Source organism: Nocardia sp. NPDC003345 (genome assembly GCF_053589395.1).
The window spans coordinates 1-17478 of sequence record NZ_JBSFRU010000110.1 but is presented as its reverse complement, the minus strand read 5'-3'; the positions used below and the strand labels follow the sequence as shown (position 1 = coordinate 17478).

General features: G+C 70.6%; 11 protein-coding genes. 5 read left to right on the top strand and 6 right to left on the bottom strand.

Translation table 11 applies throughout. From position 1 onward, the window contains the following. Positions 1–493, bottom strand: a 493-nt coding sequence (locus tag ACWDU1_RS14815; RefSeq protein ID WP_449998808.1) for a TauD/TfdA dioxygenase family protein, incomplete at its 3' end; no start/stop codon positions are given. 117 nt (positions 494–610) lie between these two features. After that, a complete protein-coding gene (locus tag ACWDU1_RS14810) occupies positions 611–1381 on the bottom strand; it encodes a deoxyribonuclease IV (RefSeq protein ID WP_449998807.1) in 771 nt (256 codons plus the stop codon). Between the two features lie 111 nt (positions 1382–1492). On the opposite strand from ACWDU1_RS14810, the gene ACWDU1_RS14805 reads away from it, so the two are divergent. From ACWDU1_RS14805 to ACWDU1_RS14790, 4 genes are all read left to right on the top strand, one after another. Further along, complete coding sequence (locus ACWDU1_RS14805) at positions 1493–2872, top strand: protein kinase domain-containing protein (protein WP_449998805.1); 1380 nt, start codon at positions 1493–1495, stop codon at positions 2870–2872. 333 nt (positions 2873–3205) lie between these two features. Then, positions 3206–5095: a protein kinase domain-containing protein gene (locus ACWDU1_RS14800; protein WP_449998803.1), complete on the top strand. Its 1890-nt coding sequence runs from the start codon at positions 3206–3208 to the stop codon at positions 5093–5095. Positions 5096–5284: 189 nt separating this feature from the next. Further along, positions 5285–6055 (top strand): ABC transporter ATP-binding protein, encoded by a 771-nt coding sequence (locus ACWDU1_RS14795; protein WP_449998801.1) that lies wholly within the window; start codon positions 5285–5287, stop codon positions 6053–6055. 43 nt (positions 6056–6098) lie between these two features. Continuing rightward, positions 6099–8615 carry an ABC transporter permease gene (locus ACWDU1_RS14790; RefSeq protein ID WP_449998810.1) on the top strand — a complete coding sequence of 839 codons (2517 nt, stop codon included), beginning with the start codon at positions 6099–6101 and terminating at the stop codon, positions 8613–8615. A gap of 77 nt (positions 8616–8692) precedes the next feature. Here ACWDU1_RS14790 and ACWDU1_RS14785 read toward each other — a convergent pair whose 3' ends face one another. From ACWDU1_RS14785 to ACWDU1_RS14770, 4 genes are read right to left on the bottom strand one after another with little or no spacing between them, the layout of a single operon-like run. Next, on the bottom strand, positions 8693–9871 hold the full coding sequence (locus tag ACWDU1_RS14785) for a VWA domain-containing protein (protein WP_449998799.1): 1179 nt from the start codon (positions 9869–9871) through the stop codon (positions 8693–8695). Next, positions 9868–12180, bottom strand: coding sequence for a DUF5682 family protein (locus tag ACWDU1_RS14780; protein ID WP_449998798.1), 2313 nt, complete (start codon positions 12178–12180; stop codon positions 9868–9870). Before ACWDU1_RS14780 ends, ACWDU1_RS14785 begins: the two co-directional genes overlap by 4 nt. Then, entirely contained in the window at positions 12177–13283 is a 1107-nt protein-coding gene (locus ACWDU1_RS14775; RefSeq protein WP_449998797.1) for an ATP-binding protein, read from the bottom strand. The genes ACWDU1_RS14780 and ACWDU1_RS14775 overlap by 4 nt, the downstream gene beginning before the upstream one ends. Further along, positions 13280–16144 (bottom strand): DUF5691 domain-containing protein, encoded by a 2865-nt coding sequence (locus ACWDU1_RS14770; RefSeq protein ID WP_449998796.1) that lies wholly within the window; start codon positions 16142–16144, stop codon positions 13280–13282. Before ACWDU1_RS14770 ends, ACWDU1_RS14775 begins: the two co-directional genes overlap by 4 nt. Before the next feature lie 503 nt (positions 16145–16647). Here ACWDU1_RS14770 and ACWDU1_RS14765 point away from each other — a divergent pair. Then, on the top strand, positions 16648–17478 hold an 831-nt coding region (locus tag ACWDU1_RS14765; RefSeq protein WP_449998795.1), incomplete at its 3' end, for an AAA family ATPase.

Sequence of the window (17478 nt, the reverse complement as noted above, 5' to 3'; positions counted from 1 at the left end):
CCACATAGTCGTAGACGTTGGTGTGCACCGCGCGCAGGCTCTCGGCCAGTTCACGCAGCGGTCCGGGCAGTGAATCGTAGGCGGCGACAGTGGAGGCCCAGGTGGTGGAGCCGCCGTAGGCAGGCAGGGTGACCGCCCGCAGGATCGAGGCCTTCGGGATTCGGTCCACGAAGGTCACATCGGTGTGCCAGCTGTTGGCGCTACCGTACTCGGAGTCGATGGCCAGCGACTTCTCCCCGTGCGAGGTGACGGTCGGATGCGGGGTGGTGGGGCTGCCCAGCAGTTCGGCGAACTCGTACTGGCCGTCTTCGGTGAGCTGATCCTGGCCGCGGAAGAAGATCACCTTGTGCTCGACCAGTGCCTTGCGGATGGTCTCGACGGCCGCCGGGCCCAGGTCGCCGCCGAGGCGGACCCCGTCGATCCGCGCTCCGATCCGGGAGCCGAGCTTGACCACGGCGGGCAGGGTGGCGGGGAGAGTGGCTTCGGTTGTCATGGACACCTCACGGATCGAGCGAGCGGATGATTGCGCGGTCCCGAGCACACCATCGCGCCCGCTCGCCGAACAGATTTGCGGTCGCGCTGATCCCAACGGCGCGCCCGCCCGCCCCACTCAGCCGAGATGTTCCCGCAGGTAGGCCAGATCGTCGGCCAGCCCCTCGGCCGGGGTTTCCAGGACCACCGGAGCGTCGGCGGTGCGGCACACCTCGGCGAGCAGTTCGGGGTCGATGGTGCCGGAGGCGAAATTGGCGTGCCGGTCGGCGCCGGAATCGAACTCGTCGCGCGAGGAATTGAGATGCACCAGGTCGATCCGGCCGGTGATCGCGCGGATCCGCTCGACCACACCCACGAGCTCTTCCCCGCCCGCCCAGGCGTGGCAGGTGTCCAGGCAGAATCCGGCGCCGTAGTCGCCGACGGCGTCCCAGAGCCGGCCGATATTGTCGAAATACCGGGCCATCGCGTGATTGCCGCCGGCGGTGTTCTCGATCAGGATCGGGACCGCGAAACCGCCTTTGTCCTGCTGGCGTTCGAAGAGTTTGCGCCAGTTGTCGAACCCGGTCTCCATCTCCGCGTCGGACCGCACATGACCGCCGTGCACGACCAGCCCGAACGCGCCGATCTCGGCGGCGGCCTTCGCCTGCTGGGCCACCGCGTTGCGCGACGGCATCCGCAGCCGGTTGTTGGTGCTGGCCACGTTGATCTGATACGAGGAATGCACCACCACGTCGATGGGGCTGGCCAGGATCTGTTCGGTGGCCGGATGCGGTGCCGGCTTGTCCCAGCTCTGCGGGTCCACGACGAACAACTGGACGACATCGGCACCGAGTTTCTCGCCGTACCCGATCGGGTCGCTGTCCATCCGGACGTGTGCTCCAATGCGCATAGACCTCAGACTATCGGCCCGTACCGACAGCCGGGCCGTGCGTTGCGCCCGGGCGGTGCGGGAAGATACACCGGTAGAATCGTGAACGACCCGACGAGGGGGAAATCGGCGATGCTCCAGCCTGGTGACGACTTCGCGGGCTATGCCATCCGGCGGCGGCTCGGTGTCGGGGGTATGGGCATGGTCTTCCTCGCCAGGCATCCGCGGTTGCCGCGGTTGGTCGCCCTGAAGCTCCTGAACCCGGAGCTGTACTCCGACAGGGAGATCAGGCAGCGATTCGAACGCGAATCGGAGCTGGCGGGCCGGCTCGAACACCCCAATATCGTCACCGTCTACGACCGGGGCGCCGAGGGTAAACAGCTGTGGATCTCGATGCAATATGTGCCGGGTTCGGACGCCTCGCTGGTGGATCTGCACGTCCTGGACCCGCGCCGTGCCGTGCAGATCATCGCCGATACCGGTATCGCGCTGGATTTCGCGCACGCCAACGGCGTACTGCACCGCGATGTGAAACCCGGCAACATCCTGCTCGCGAAACCGCCCATCGGACAGCCGGAACGGGTGCTGCTCACCGATTTCGGCATCGCGGGCGTGCGGGACGCGGAAACGACCATCGCCGCGGCCGACACCATCACCGCGACCCTGGCCTACGCGGCCCCCGAACAGCTCACCGGTGCCAAACTCGATCACCGCGGCGATCAGTACTCACTGGCGTGCACGCTGTTCTGGCTGCTCACCGGATCCGGGCCGTATACGGGCAAGAACCCCGCCGAGCTGATCCAGGCCCATCTGACGGCACCCATTCCCCGGCTCGGCCGGATCAGGCCGGGGCTACCGCCCGCACTGGATGAGGTACTGGCCCGCGCGCTGGCCAAGAATCCCGCCGACCGGTTCCTCAGCTGCACCGAGTTCTCGATTGCCGCGCAGCACGCGGTGCGCGGCGGCGGGCCGCGCGGCCCACGGGCGCCCGGACCCGGGGTGCGGTTGCGGCCGGATCCGAGATATGCGGCGCCGTGGCAGGGTGGGGCGCCGCCGGTGTACGGGTCGGGTGAGTTCGGGCAGCCCGGGACGTGGGGTGCTCCGGCGCCGCATCGGTCCACCGAGTACCGGCAGCCGGGTCTGCCGCCGCGTCATCCCTCCGGCGATCATCGGCAGCCCGGCCCGGGCGGCCGGCGCCCGGCGCCCGGCGACCATCGCCGTCCGAATGCCGGTGCGCCCCGGCCCGCCTCGAGTGAATTCCGGATGCCGGGTCCGGGGGTACGCGGGCCCGCCGCACCCGGTACCGCCTACCGGGCGGGCGATCCGGGCGCACAGGGCAACCGGCGGCCGGCGGATCCGAACCGCCCGGCGCCCGCCGATTCCGCGATGATCGACCTGCCCGCCTTCCCACGCCGCCCCGGCATGCCGGGGACGCCTCCGGAAGTAGGCGGGCACCCACCGGAACCGGATGGCCCGCCGGGGTCCCGGGGCACTCCACCGCCGGGCGGTTAGGGCCGCCCATCAGCTTGCCGCCGGAGAGCCGCGACCGGGTGCCGCGGGCGGGTGGAACCGGCCGGTGGCGGGCGGTGCGGACAGCCCCCGGCCGGGGTCGGGGAGACGCACTGTCACGGCGGCCGGAAGCCCATCGGGCCGGCACCGCGGGCCTTCATGTAGCCGTGGTGTTGCGGGTGCGTGTGCGGACCGGTGAGAGCCGTCGGTGAGATAACGACTGCTGCTATGGTTTCGATGATTTCGCGTGTCCGGACCGATGCGGTCCGACCTCGCTTTTCGTCTACGCTTGCGCACCGGTGGGTCCCGGTGGCGGGGCGGGAATTAGGAGCAACCATGCTGGCCAACGGCGATGTTTTCGCCGGGTATGTCATCGACCGGCAACTCGGCCGGGGTGGGATGGGCTCGGTTTACCTGGCAAAACATCCGCGGCTGCCGCGGATGACGGCACTCAAACTGCTGAACCGGGAAATGTTCTTCGACAAGGAGGTGCGCGCCAGGTTCGAGAGGGAGGCCGATCTGGTCGCCCGCCTGGACCACCCCAATATCGTCACGGTCTACGACCGCGGGCTCGAGGACGAGCAGCTGTGGATCTCGATGCAGTACATCGACGGTATCGACGCCGCGTCGGTGGATCCGCAGAAGCTGCCGCCCGAGCGCGGGGTGCAGATCATCGCCGAGACGGCGGCCGCGCTCGATTACGCCCACGGTATGGGGGTGATGCACCGCGACGTCAAACCGGCCAACATCCTGCTGGCCCGGTCGACCGGCGGTCGTGGCGAACGCGTCTACCTCACCGATTTCGGTATCGCGCGGCTGCGTGACGACACCGGGCACCTCACCCAGACCGGCACCTTCACCGCCACCCTGGCCTACGCGTCGCCCGAACAGCTCACCGGCGCCGACCTCGACCACCGCTCGGACCAGTATTCGCTGGCCTGTTCGCTGTACTGGCTGCTCACCGGTAGCGGTCCGTTCACCGCGACCAATCCCGCCGGGGTCATCCAGGGGCATCTGCAGTCGCCGCCGCCCGCGCTCAGCGCGGCCCGGCCCGAACTGCCGCAGTCGCTGGATTCGGTGCTGGCCAAGGCGATGGCGAAACGTCCCGACGACCGGTTCACCTCGTGTACCGAATTCGCCGAGGCCGCCAAACAGGCGCTGGCCTCGCCCAGCTCGCCCGGGATACCGCAGGCGGTACTACCCACCGGGGTCGCGCCGACCTACCAGCAGCCCGGCCCCGGGTACCCCAGCGGGGTGAACCAGTACCCGAGTACCTCCGCGCCGCAGCCCTATGCCGGTACGCAGGCGCAGCCGTACCCGGGCCAGCAGCAGCCCTACACCAGCGGGGCCCAGCCGGGTCAGCCGTACCCGTCCGGCATCCAGGGACAGCAGTACCCGAGTGGCGCCCAGCCGGGTCAGCAGTACGGTTCGGGGGTCCAGGGCCAGCCGTACGCCGCCGACCGGCCCGGTAGCGATATGCACCAGCAGCCCTACCCGGCCACCCAGGGTTACACCAACCAGATGGGGCAGCCGTACGGCAGCGGGGGATACACCCAGCCGAGCAGCTATCCGCAACCGATGCGGCAGGTCTCGCAGGGCGGGCCGCCGCCGGCCAAATCGAACACCGGCCTGATCGCCGCGATCTGTATCGGTGTGGTGGTGCTGGTCGGCGTCGTGATCGGCGTGGTGGCCGTCGCCGGAAGCGGCGGTAGCGACGGGCCGACGAATACCGCCGCCGCCACCAGCACCCAGACCAGCGTCGCCCCGGTACCGGCTACCGCGGATTCGATCAGCCAGGAGTTCCCGGGACTGGTGCCCGCCACCACCGCCGAGGAGGTCGGCTACAACGGCGCCAAATGCTGGGAGACCGATAACAGCTATACGCCCAGCCCCGACGACGGCGAACCCGACTTCGGCCAGTGGGCGTGGCAGTGGCGCTGCTACGGCGGCTCGAACAACGACGACCCCTTCTACCGGATCTACACCTACAAGACGCCCGCCGAGGTGGACTCGGTGGTGCAGAGCCTGCCCGCGACCGCCGAGAAATCGAACGACACCAGCGGCGGACGCACCTACACCAACTACAAATGGGACAGTGACGGTCCGAAGATGGTCACCGTGTTCAGCAACCATCCCGAACGCGGGCAGTACCTGATGTACACCGACGGCATCGTCGGCACCATCGACGAGATGCTGACCTGGTGGAAGGCGGCTCCGCTGAACTGAGCCGGGCCCGGCCCGCGCGGTGACTCCGCCGCGGGCACGACTACGAGAAGCGCGCACTCCCCGGGGTGCGGGCTTCTCGTTCCCGCCCGGTCTCATCCGCAGGGGGTAGCGGGCGGTTCTCCACGGCCTACTCCGGGGTCAGGGGGATCCCGGATGGCGCCGCTCGCCGCGGCCCGACACACTGGACCCATGACTGCTCACGCTGTCGAAGCGGACTCGGCCGGGCCCGCCTCCGCCGTCGCCGCCGGCGCCATCGAACTGACCAAGGTCTACGGATCCGGAGACACCCGGGTCACCGCGCTCGACGCGGTGTCCGTCGATTTCGCCCGCGGTGAGTTCACCGCGATCATGGGACCCTCGGGTTCGGGCAAATCGACCCTCATGCATTGCCTGGCGGGATTGGACGGAGCGAGCTCCGGCGCGGTCCGGATCGGTGACACCGAACTCACCGATCTGTCCGATAAGCAGATGACCGCGCTGCGCCGCGACCGGGTCGGATTCGTCTTCCAGGCGTTCAACCTGGTACCGACGCTCACCGCGCTGGAGAACATCACGCTGCCGCTCGATATCGCCGGCCGCGCCCCCGACTCGGAATGGCTCGCGACCGTGCTGAAACGGCTCGGGCTCACCGACCGGCTCGGGCACCGGCCCAGCGAGCTCTCCGGCGGCCAGCAGCAGCGGGTGGCCTGCGCGCGGGCGCTGGCCGGCAAACCGGAGATCATCTTCGGCGACGAGCCGACCGGCAACCTGGATTCCCGCTCCTCGGGTGAAGTGCTCTCCATCCTGCGGGCCGCGGTGGACGAATTCGGCCAGACCGTGGTCATCGTCACCCACGAGCCCACCGCCGCCGCCTACGCCGACCGGGTGATCTTCCTGGCCGACGGCCGCATCGTCGACGAGATGCGCGATCCGACCGCCGATACCGTGCTGGACCGGATGAAGGCACTGGAGGTCCGGTGACCGGCACGGATACGCGGGAGGCACGGTAGTGGCCGCACATCCCATGCGCAGGGTGGCACTGCGCAATCTCGCCGCACACAAGGTCCGGTTGGTTCTCACCCTGCTCTCGGTGGTGCTCGGCACCGCCTTCATCGCCGGGTCCTTCGTCTTCACCGATACCCTGCAGCGCACCTTCGACGGGATCTTCGCCAACGAGGCCAAGGGGGTCGATGTCCGGTTGAGCCCGGAGGAGCGGCAGTCGCCGGGCATACCCCAGGACGTGGCGGACCGGGTGGCCGCCATGGACGGGGTACGGACGGTGGCGCCCGGGATCGAGGGCTCGGTGGTCCTGCTCGACCCCACCGGGAAGAAGGCGGTACAGACCGGCGGCGCCCCGAGCTGGGGCCAGGCCTATATCCCGCCGGACCGGGCCGTCGCCGAACCCGACCCGTTCCTGGCGGGCACCCCGCCGGCCGAACCGGGACAGATCGCGCTCAACGCCGGTGCCGCCGAACGCGCCGGGCTCGCGATCGGGCAGACCACCAAGGTGCTCGTGCCCTCGCACGGTGGCCCGATCGACGTCACGCTCACCGGTGTCTACGAGCCGCCCTCGGATACGGGCGGCTTCATCGGCGTCCAGTTCGCCGAGCCGCAGGCCCGGGAGTTGTTCACCGACGGCACGCATGTGGCCTACCTGGATATCGCCGCCGCCGACGGCACCCCCGGCGATACGCTGCGGGACCGGCTGTCCATGATCTATCCGGACTACAAGGCGCAGAACGGCGATCAGGTCCGTGCGGAGATGGCGGCCGAGATCTCCGAAGCGCTGAACTTCCTGAACTACTTCCTGCTCGCGTTCGGTGCGATCGCGCTGATCGTCGGCACCTTCATCATCTACAACACCTTCTCGATGCTGGTGGCGCAGCGCCTGCGGGAACTGGCGCTGCTGCGCGCGGTCGGCGCGAGCAGCGGCCAGGTGGGCCGCTCGGTGGTCGGTGAGGCGCTGATCGTCGGCATCCTCGGCAGCATCCTCGGGCTGCTCGCCGGGATCGGGCTCGCCTACGGTCTGGCCGCCGTCCTCAACTCGTTCGACCTCGGCCTGCCGACCGGGCGGATGACGGTACTGCCCCGCACGGTGCTGGTGGCCTTCGTGGTCGGTCTGCTGGTGACCGTGGTCAGCGCCTACGCGCCCGCCCGGCGCGCGTCGCGGATCCCGCCCGTGCAGGCCATGCGCGAGGAATTCGCCTCGGCGGGCGATTCGCTGCGCAACCGGACCGTAGCCGGAGCGGCGCTGGCGGTGGTGGGCGTGATCCTGGTGGTCCTGGGCGCCCGCAATACCGGCGGGGGTGCGGCCGCGGTCGTCGGCGTCGGCGCGCTGGGCCTGATCCTTGCGGTGCTGTTCGCTTCGCCCGCCCTGTCGCGCCCGGTGCTGGCCGGGCTGGGCTGGCTGATCCGGCCCTTCGGTTCGGTCGGGCGGATGGCGCGTAACAACGCCATCCGGAATCCGCGCCGTACGGCCGCCACCGCCTTCGCGCTCACCCTGGGCCTGATGCTGGTCACCGCCATCGGGATGCTCGGCGAATCCGCCAAGGTGAGTATCTCGCGTCTGGTCGACCAGGGTATCGAGGCCGACTATGTGCTGGCCGGCCCACCGATGATGGGCGTGCCACTGGGTGCGAGTGTCGCGGTGCGGGAGCAGGTGCCCGAGGCGGCCCAGGTGGTGGGCCTGCGCGGGGTCGCCCTGAAGATCGACGGTGACGACGAATTCGGGACCTCGCCCGATGGTCCGCTGGACCAGGTGGTGAACATCGAGATGGTCGATGGGGCGCCGTCGCTCGGTGATTCGGAGATCCTGCTGGGCCGGGACGAGGCGGATCAGCACGGCGTCGGTCCCGGTGACCGTGTCGATGTGACCACGATGGACGGCACCGCGGTGCCGCTGACGGTATCCGGTGTGTACGCGGATTCGCCGGTGCTGGGACCGTTGCTCGTCTCGTCCGCCGTTTACGAGAAGGCGATGCCGGTATCCATGCGAACCGATGCCGCCGTCCTGATCAAGGCCCGGCCCGATGCGGACCTGACCACCATGCGCGCCGATCTGGAACGCGCGACCGAGGAATTCGTGATCGTCCAAGTGCAGGACCGCGAGGAGTTCAAGGGCGAGAACGCCAAACAGATCAACAATATGCTGGCGATCCTCTACGGCCTGCTGGCGCTCGCGGTGGTGATCGCGGTGCTCGGCATCGTCAACACCCTGGCGCTGTCGGTCGTCGAACGGCGGAGGGAGATCGGTATGTTGCGCGCGGTCGGGACCCAGCGCTCCCAGGTGCGCCGCACGATCTACCTGGAGTCGATGCTGATCGCGGTGTTCGGTGCGCTGGTCGGCGCGGTACTCGGGCTCGGGCTCGGCGTCGGATTCCTGCGCACGCTGCGCGATCTGGGGCTCGACCAGATCGCGGTCCCGTGGGACCAGCTGGTGTACATGCTGGTCGGTTCCGCGGTGGTGGGAGTCCTGGCCGCGCTGTGGCCGGCGATACGCGCCGCCCGCACACCGCCGCTGGCCGCCATCGCCGACGTCTAGCCCGGTATCCGGCCGGACCGTCACGGCCCGGCCGGATACCGGGCAGCGCACCTGTTCGCGGCCGGCCCACCGGGGCGTCAGCGTTGTTCGGTGGCCCAGTGCCGCAGATCGCCCCGGTCCAATGCCTGGGCGAGCAGGTCCGGGAAGCGATCCGGCGTACATGCGAAGGCCGGAACCCCGAGGGCCGCGAGGGCGGCGGCGTTCTCACGGTCGTAGGAGGGCGCACCGTCGTCGGACAGCGCCAGCAGCACCACCACCTGGACCCCGGACTCCTTCATGGCATTGATCCGGCGCAGCATCTCGTCGCGGACCCCGCCCTCGTAGAGGTCGGAGATCAGGAAGAAGATGCTGTCGGCGGGCCGGGTGATGAGGGTCTGGCAGTAGGCGATGGCCCGGTTGATATAGGTGCCGCCGCCGAGTTGCGTGCCGAAGAGGACATCGACGGGATCGGACAGTTTGTCGGTGAGGTCCACGATCTCGGTATCGAAGACCACGAGTGAGGTGCGCAGTGTTCGCATGGAGGCGAGCACCGCCCCGAACACCGAGGAATAGACGACGCTGGAGGCCATCGAACCGGATTGGTCGATCGCCAGCACCACATCGCGGTGCACGGCCTGGGAGCGGCGGCCGTAACCCACCAGTTGTTCGGCGATGATGGTGCGCTGTTCCGGCAGATAGTTGGCGAGATTCTTGCGGATCGTGCGGTCGAAATCGATATCGCGCGGTTTCGGACGTGAGGTGCGCGCGGCGCGGTTGAGCGCCCCGCTCACCGCGGCCACCGTGCGGGAGGCGATCCGTTCCTCGATCTGTTTCACCACCTTGGACACCACCATTCGGGCAGTCGCCCTGGTGTGCTCCGGGATCACCCGGTTCAGGCTCAGCAGGGTGCCGACCAGGTGTACGTCGGGCTCTACCGCCTCCATCAATTCGGGTTCGAGCAACAGTTGGGTGAGGTTCAGCCGCTCCACCGCGTCGCGCTGCATCACCTCGACCACCGTCGACGGGAAATAGGTCCGGATATCGCCGAGCCAGCGCGCCACCCGCGGTGCGGAACCGGACAGGCTGCCGGCCCGGTCCGCGCCGGCGCGGCCACCACCGGGGGTGGAGTCGTACAGCGCGCCGAGCGCCTTGTCGACGGCATTGTCCTCGGCGCCGGTGAGTTCGCCCAGGGCCGGGTCCGCGGCGGACCCGAGGACCAGCCGCCAGCGGCGCAGCCGGGTCTCGTCGGCGACCCGGTCGGGTGCGGGTGTGCTCATACGGGGACTCCCAGGAGGTCGGCGACGGTCCGCAGGACGAGACCGCCGCGTACAGGGTCGGTTTCGGTGGCCGCGGGGGCGGTGCCGGGGTGGTGGTCGCGGACGGCTTCGCCGAGCGCGCGGCGTTCCCCGGATTCGAAGGCGCCGAAGGTCCGGCGCAGCAGTGGCACCACATCCAGGAACTGGCTGTCGGTGAGCCCGGCCAACCAGTCGTCGATCAGGTTCAGCAGCGCCCGGTCGTGCACCAGCACCACTCCGCGCCCGCCGACGAAACCGTCGATCCAGGCGGCCTTGTCGGTCGCCGCCGGACCCACCGACAGCGCCGCCGCCAGCCGCCGCGCGGCCTCCTCGGTATCGAACCGCCCGGCGTCGCACAGCAGCCGCACCACCCGGCCCACCAGCAGGCCGTGCACATCCGGCCGTTCCGCGACGCGCGCCAGCGCCGCCAGCCAGCGGTCGGTGGATTCGGCGTGGTCGCGGGTGTGGATCGCGGTGGTGACGGTATCGATCCGGTCGCGCAGGGCCGCGGCGGTATCGTCGCCGAGTCCGGTGACCGCCGCCGGTAACCCGGCACAGATACGTACCAGCATGCCGTCGGCGACATGGGTCAGGGCCGCCGTATCGGTGCCGCGGACGTCGCCGTAGCGCAGGGTACGCAGCAGTCCCGGGAGTGCGGCCAGCAGCTGGGCCGGGTCGTTGTCCAGGGCGGCTGCGGTATCCAGCCGCCGGATGAGGCCGTCCAGCGCGCCCGGTAGATCTGCCAGCAGAGCGAACTCGAGCGCGTCGGTGAGTTCGGTGACGCCGCTACCGTACCGGGCCGCGGTGTCGAGCAGTTTCGACTCGGCGGCGGCCCGCACCGTGGTACCCCAGCGCGCGGCCTCGATGATCCGGACCGCGAATTCCGGCTGCCAGCACAGTTCCCAGCTCTCCCGGAAAGTGCCGGTGGCGCGGACCGTGCCGGCGACCGGGGTGCCCCAGTGCACGCCCAGCAGCCGGAGCCGATGTAGCAGCAGGGATTTCGCGATATCTCGCTCTTTGCGCAGGTCGAGGTCCAGGGCGCGGGTCAGCGCCTCCTGTTTCATCCGCAGGGTGCGTATCTGCGCCCGCAGATCGGCCTCCAGCGGCACCGTCGGTGCCTCGGGCGGGACGGCGCCCAATGCCTCTCCCACGACGAGTTCCTCGCCGACCAGCCGCAGTACGGTGTTGTCGCCCTCGCACAGCACCGCCCGGGTGGCCTCGGTGACCTCGGACAATCCGGCCAGCGGGCGGTCGCGCAGCGCGGCCAGCCCGTCGGCGAGGCGGACGGCCTCGATGATATGGGCGCTGGAGACCGGCAGATCGTGCGCGCGCAGCACCCCGGCGACCTTCGTCAGCCAGGAGGCGATGGGGCGTTCGGTTTCGGTGAACAGATGGTGATACCAGCCCGGTGAGGTGACCCCGGCTCCGTAGCCGGATGCGGCGGCCAGCCGGGAATGGGTCCAGGGCACCCAGGTCAGCATGGCCTTGACCTTCGGCAGGCCCTTGAGCAGCCGTTGGTCCGCGACGGCCGGACCGAGCGGATCCCGCAGGGCGGGGGCGTGCCAGGCCCCGCACACCACCGCGACGCGGAGGGCGCCGTCGCGGCGCGCCTTGCGCAGCACCTGGCGCATATACGCTTCGCGGATCAGGGTGTGCCGGTCGAGGATCAGCGGTTCCGGCGCGGTATCGCCGTGGCCGGCCGCTACGGCCTCGGCGGCGAGAGAGGGATCGCCGGCTGTGCTGCCGGTATCGGGAGCGGGTTCGTCCGCGCCGGGGTCGGCGGTGGGTTCCTCGACCGTCGCGGCCTCCCGCAGGGCCGCCATCGCCTCGGTGATCGCCTCGAAGGTCCGGGTATCGCTACTGGATTCGACCACCGCGTCCCACCAGCGTTCGGCGTCGTCGTAGCCTCCGGCGGCCGCCAGTTCACCCAGTGCGTCACGGCCGCCGGTGCGGTCGTCGACGGCCAGCGCGTGGGCGGCCGGCAGATCGCAGAACCGCACGGGTATCTCGTGGGTGACGGCATAGCGCAGCGCCTGCCATTCCGGTGAGAAGACCGCATAGGGCCAGAAGGCCGCCTGGGCGGGCTCGTCGGCGATGTACCCCAGCAGTGCGACGGGCGGTTCCATGGTGTCGGCGGCGATATGCGCGACCAGCGGATCGGCGTCCGCCGGGCCCTCGATCAGGATGGTGTCGGGCCGGAATTCCTCCAGTGCCAGCCGCAACGACCGGGCCGATCCGGGACCGTGGTGCCGGATGCCGAACACCCGGGTTTCCCCGGCGGGCGCACTCATCCGCCGATTTCCCGGCAGGCGCGGTAGAAATCGGACCACTCCCGGCGTTCCCGCACCACGGCCTCCAGATATTCGGTCCACACCACCGAATCCGCGACCGGATCCTTGATGACCGAACCGACCACCGCGCCGGCGATATCGGCGGCGCGCAGAACGCCGTCGCCGAAATGCGCCGACAGCGCCATGCCGTTGGTGATCACCGAAATCGCCTCGGCGGTGGACAGAGTGCCCGACGGGGACTTTAGTTTGGTCCGGCCGTCCGCGGTGACACCCGCGCGCAGTTCCCGGAAGATCCGCACCACCCGGCGTACCTCCTCGGCCGCGGCCGGCACCTCGGGCAGTTCCAGCGCCGACCCGAGCTGCGCGACCCGGCGGGTGACGATCTCGATCTCCTCGGCCTCGCCGGCCGGTAGCGGCAGCACCACGGTATTGAACCGGCGGCGCAGTGCCGACGACAGTTCGTTCACGCCGCGGTCGCGGTCATTGGCGGTGGCGATCACATTGAAGCCCTTGGCCGCCTGCACCTCCATGCCGAGTTCGGGGACCGGGAGCGTCTTCTCGGACAGGATCGTGATCAGCGCGTCTTGCACATCGGACGGGATACGGGTGAGTTCCTCGAGCCGGGCGACGGCGCCGCCCCGCATGGCGGTGAGAATCGGCGACGGCACCAGCGCCGCCTCGCTCGGACCCTCGGCGAGCAGCCGGGCATAGTTCCAGCCGTACCGGATCGCCTCCTCCGCGGTTCCCGAGGTGCCCTGCACCAGCAGGGTCGACGAACCGCTCACAGCGGCCGCCAGGTGTTCGGAGACCCAGGTCTTCGCGGTACCCGGAACACCGAGCAGCAGCAGCGCGCGGTCGGTGGCCAGGGTGGCCACGGCGACCTCCATCAGCCGGCGCGGGCCCACGTATTTCGGGGTGATCACCGTGCCGTCGGGCAGCGTGCCGCCCAGCAGATAGGTGACCACCGCCCAGGGTGACATGGTCCAGGAGGGCGGCCGGGGGCGGTCGTCGGCGGCCGCGAGGGCGCGCAACTCGTCGGCGAAGGCCTGCTCGGCGTGCGGACGCAGCAGCTGCGGGGTGGGTTCGGTGGCGGTGGTTGTCACTTCAGCTCCTCGAGCATTACGGATCGTTGGTGCAGGTCGTGGGAGAGCACGCCGAGCGCGGCCGTCCAGTTGTCGTCGTCGCAGCGCCCCGCCAGCGCGGAGACCTCGGTCGCGCAGCCCGGCGGCATATGTAGCGCGGCCGTGTGCAGCAGCGAGCGGTGCGCGTTCGGATGGGTGCCCGGCGCGCCCGGACGGCGCGCCGCGGTCCGCGCCCGCTCCTCGAACAGGTGCAGGAGATGGCGGGCCAGCTCCGGCGGCCACGGATGCGCGACGGCCGGGAGCAGCGATTCGAGTTCGGACAACCACGAGCTGTCCAGGCGCAGCAGATGGCGCAACTGGTCGCCGGGCGGGATGAGGGCGAACAGTTCGCGGCGGCGCAGGATGGCCAGATTCGACGGCATGCCCGCGCCGAAGAGTGCCGCCGCCCAGACGGTATCGCCTTGGGCGAGCGCGGCGTCCATCCAGCCGTCGAACAGCGGCTGCCGGAACCGATCGTCGATCGTGGTCGCCACGGCCCGGCCGGGGGTGCCCAGGGGCGCGGCCCAGAAGGCCAGGGGGAGCGCGGCGACGAGCCTGCGGAGCCGGGTCGCGGTGATATCGGGCAGCCCGTTCCAGCGGTAACCGAATTCCGCGGGGCCATCGGTGAAACCGTCACGGGTGGCGGATTCGTCGAGAGTCGCGGGCATATCGACGAGCATTTCGCGGCTCGGTCCGGGGGTATCGCCCGCGTATTTCAGCCAGGCCACGGCGCGGCCGGACATCCGGGCGGCGAAGGCCGAATCCGGTAGCCGGGCCAGCAGGTCCGCGGCCGTTCGCCGCACGTCGCCGCGGCGATCGCCCAGCGCCCGCTCCAGTAGTTGCTCGTCTCCCGGGCTCAACCCCTCGGCCAGTACCGCCAGCAGTTCGGCCTTGACCGGTCCCGATTCGCGCGGCCAGGCCTCTTCCAGAGCGGTTCGCGCGGCATCCGGATCCCGGCGGCGCCGTACCCGCAGCCAGTGGACGCGCTCGGGCGCCTGCCCGAGCCGCCAGGTCTCCTCGCTCGGTTCCGGTTCGGCGGCGTCCTGGCGTTCCAGCCGGTGCCACCGGTCGAACCGCGCGGCCAGCCAGCGTCCCCGGGTGCCGGCCAGCCGCAGGGCCGATTCCCGGGACACCGCGTCGCGCGCGGCGAATTCCAGCAGGATCCCGGCCATCCGGTCGGGCGCGCGGTAGTCGTACGGGCGGGCGGCCGCGAACCACTCCGGCAGGAATTCCGGGCGGGTTTCGATCAGCAGTGCCAGCCGATCGGATGCGGCGCCGGGCAGTACCGGCCGGGAGTCCACCGCCGCGGGATCGTCGGGGATCTCGGCGTGTTCCGGCAGCCGGCCACCGCGCGACCACGCCGTCTCCAGTGCCGTCGCGGCCAGCAGCCGGTGCGCGGGGTCCGCGTCCGCCAGCGCGGCCACGGCCGCGCCCACCGGACCCGGGCCTTCCGGGACGGCGGCACCGCGGGCGGTACCGAGCAGCGCGACCGATGCCGCTTCCGCGGACGCCTCGATACCGGTGTCCGGGAAGTCGGCCCGGGGGCCGGCATCGTGGAACTCGGCATCCACCAGCACCGAGATCACGTCGACCCGCCGCCCGTTCCAGGTGCCGAAGACGGTGACCGGCCGGCCTCCGGAGAGGGCGAGCAACTGCCACCGCTCGTCGGCGGACGACAGCGGGAGGGCACTTCCGCCGGGTTCGGCGAGCAGCAGGCCGGCGCCGGCCCGGGTGGGTATCACGTCTCGCAGCAGCACCGGCCAGGATTCGAGCCACGGATCCGCGGCCGCCGCGGCCGCGAAGGCATCCAGCGCCGCCGCGACGGTGCCGCCGGTGGTCCGGAGCTCGGCCGTCGGCGGGGAACCGGCCACGGATTCGCCGGCGGCGTGCCCGGCCACGGCGCGCAACGGGGCGGCGCCCGGGTAGAAATGCAGCTCGGAATCGGTCGCCAGCCCCAGGGGCGGCACGCGGGACGGAAACGACGGCGTGCCGTGCGAATGATCGAGGATCAGTGCCCACCGCCCGGTGTCCAGGCCGTAGAGCCAGGTGCTGCGGGTATGGAGGCGATCCTCCTCCCGGGTCCGGGTGCCCACCGTGAGCCAGCGGTCCCGGACCGCGGGTTCGGCATGCACCGAATCCACCGGTACCGGGTAGCCGATATGGCCGCGCACCGTCGCGGCGAGCGGGGCCGGCAGCGTATCCAGGTCCGCGTGGGCGCGGGTCAGCAGATACAGCCAGGCGAACCGGCCGAGTACCAGCTGCGGCCAGTCCGCGGCCAGCACGATCACGGAGGGCAGCCGGCGCAGCGCCGACGCGATACCGGGCGCCTGGGCGTCCACCATCCGGGCGGCCACCGCCTCGTAGGCGCTATGCGAGCGATCCGTCTGGGCCAGTCCGGTGCGAATCTGGTCGGTGAGCCAGGTACCGAGCTCCGACAGCCCCGCGGCGACCCGTTCGCGCCGCTGCGGAGTGGGGGTCGCGGAAATCTGCCGCGCGGGCCGGGCCGGGGCGGCGGCCTTCTGGGCCCGGCGGTCCAGCCATTCGGCGGCGAAATCGGCGGTTCCGGGAGCCTCGGCCACCGTGCCGGCGGACCAGAGCATGAGTAGCGACAGGGCGTGTTTACAGGGGAACTTGCGGCTCGGGCACGAGCAGCGGAACGCGGGCCCGGCCAGGTCCACGATCGTCTGGTACGGGGTCCGCCCGCTGCCCTTGCACAACCCCCACAGCGCGGTTTCGTGCCATCCGGTACCGGACCACTTCCCGGCCAGTTTGCGTGCCGCGGTGAGTGAGCCGGCATCCGGCGCGAGCGCGCTCACCTGGCTCTCCGACCATCGTTGTGTCATTCGGCGATCTCGTATCGGTCGGTCATGGTGCCCCCGTTCCTCGGTCGCCGAAGTTGTATCGCACCGCACCGACAGCTTCGGCGTCCGGGCAGGCCTGTGCCGGAAAAGCTTGGCGCCGAGCAATATTCGAAATGCGGCGGCGGATCCTAAATATTGCGCGATCGGTACCGCTCTGGCATTCTGTTCTGTTCGGCCAGACCGAGCCACCCCAGCAGGGTGACACACCAGCGAGCTGCCCGACGGGGTTGGCGAGGGGTGGCCATCGGCGTCCGGTCGGGCCCGCCGATGACCAGATCCCATCCCCGCGGGCAGGTCGAGTGTTCCGGTCGTGCGTCCGGATACGTCCAGCGGACAGCGCTGTTCACGGCGACCGTCCGGGACGCCGGGCCCACGGTCCACTGTCAGAATCGAGGGCCATCGGGTAGCGTTCCGCTCAGCTTTCGACCGTTCGACCGCAGCGGGGGCCGGGTTGCGTATGTGGTCTCGAGGGGGTGGAGAAGTTCGTGGAACCTGTGCGTGCGGAATCCGGGGAAGCGCCCCTCCCTCCCGGCGAACTCGTCACGCGGCGTATCGACGCGGACCCGGATATCTCCGACGCGGTCGCGGCCGTCGTCCGCGCGGCCCTGAGCCCGCCGGAATCCAGAACCTCGGGTGACGCCGCGGCCGGGCTCGGTCTGGAGGGGATTTTCCTGCGTGCCATCCGGGTCCGCGGCTTCCGTGGAATCGGGCCGGAAACCGTACTCGAGCTGCCGGACGGGCCCGGTCTCACGGTGGTGACGGGCCGCAACGGCAGCGGGAAGTCGAGTTTCGCCGAGGCCGCGGAACTCGCTCTGACCGGCGGGAACCGGCGCTGGGACGGCCGCTCGTCGGCCTGGCGCGAAGGCTGGCGCAATCTGCATCACACCGGCCCGGTCCGGGTCGAACTCGAACTGCGTGGCGACGGCGGGGAACCGCTGACGGTGGCCAGGGAATGGTCGGCCGAGGACGCGTTACCAGGTGGCGGCTGGACGCAGCGGCGCGGCGCCGGCCCCCCGGCCGGTTTCGCCCGCACCGATTGGGCGGTGCCGCTGGAGCTGTACCGGCCGTTCCTGTCCTACAGCGAACTCGGCGCGCTGGTGGACGGTAAACCCAGTGAACTGTTCGACGCGCTGCACCAACTCCTCGGCCTGGACGAGCTGATCCTGGCGCATGAGCGGATCCGCGCCCGCCGGCTCGAACTCGAACGCGCGGCCCGCGCGGCCCGTCGTGAACGGCTGGCGCTGCGGGCCGATCTCAGCGGTGTCCCCGACGAGCGTGCCGTGCTCGCCGGCCCGCGCACCGATGAGCTGGTCTCG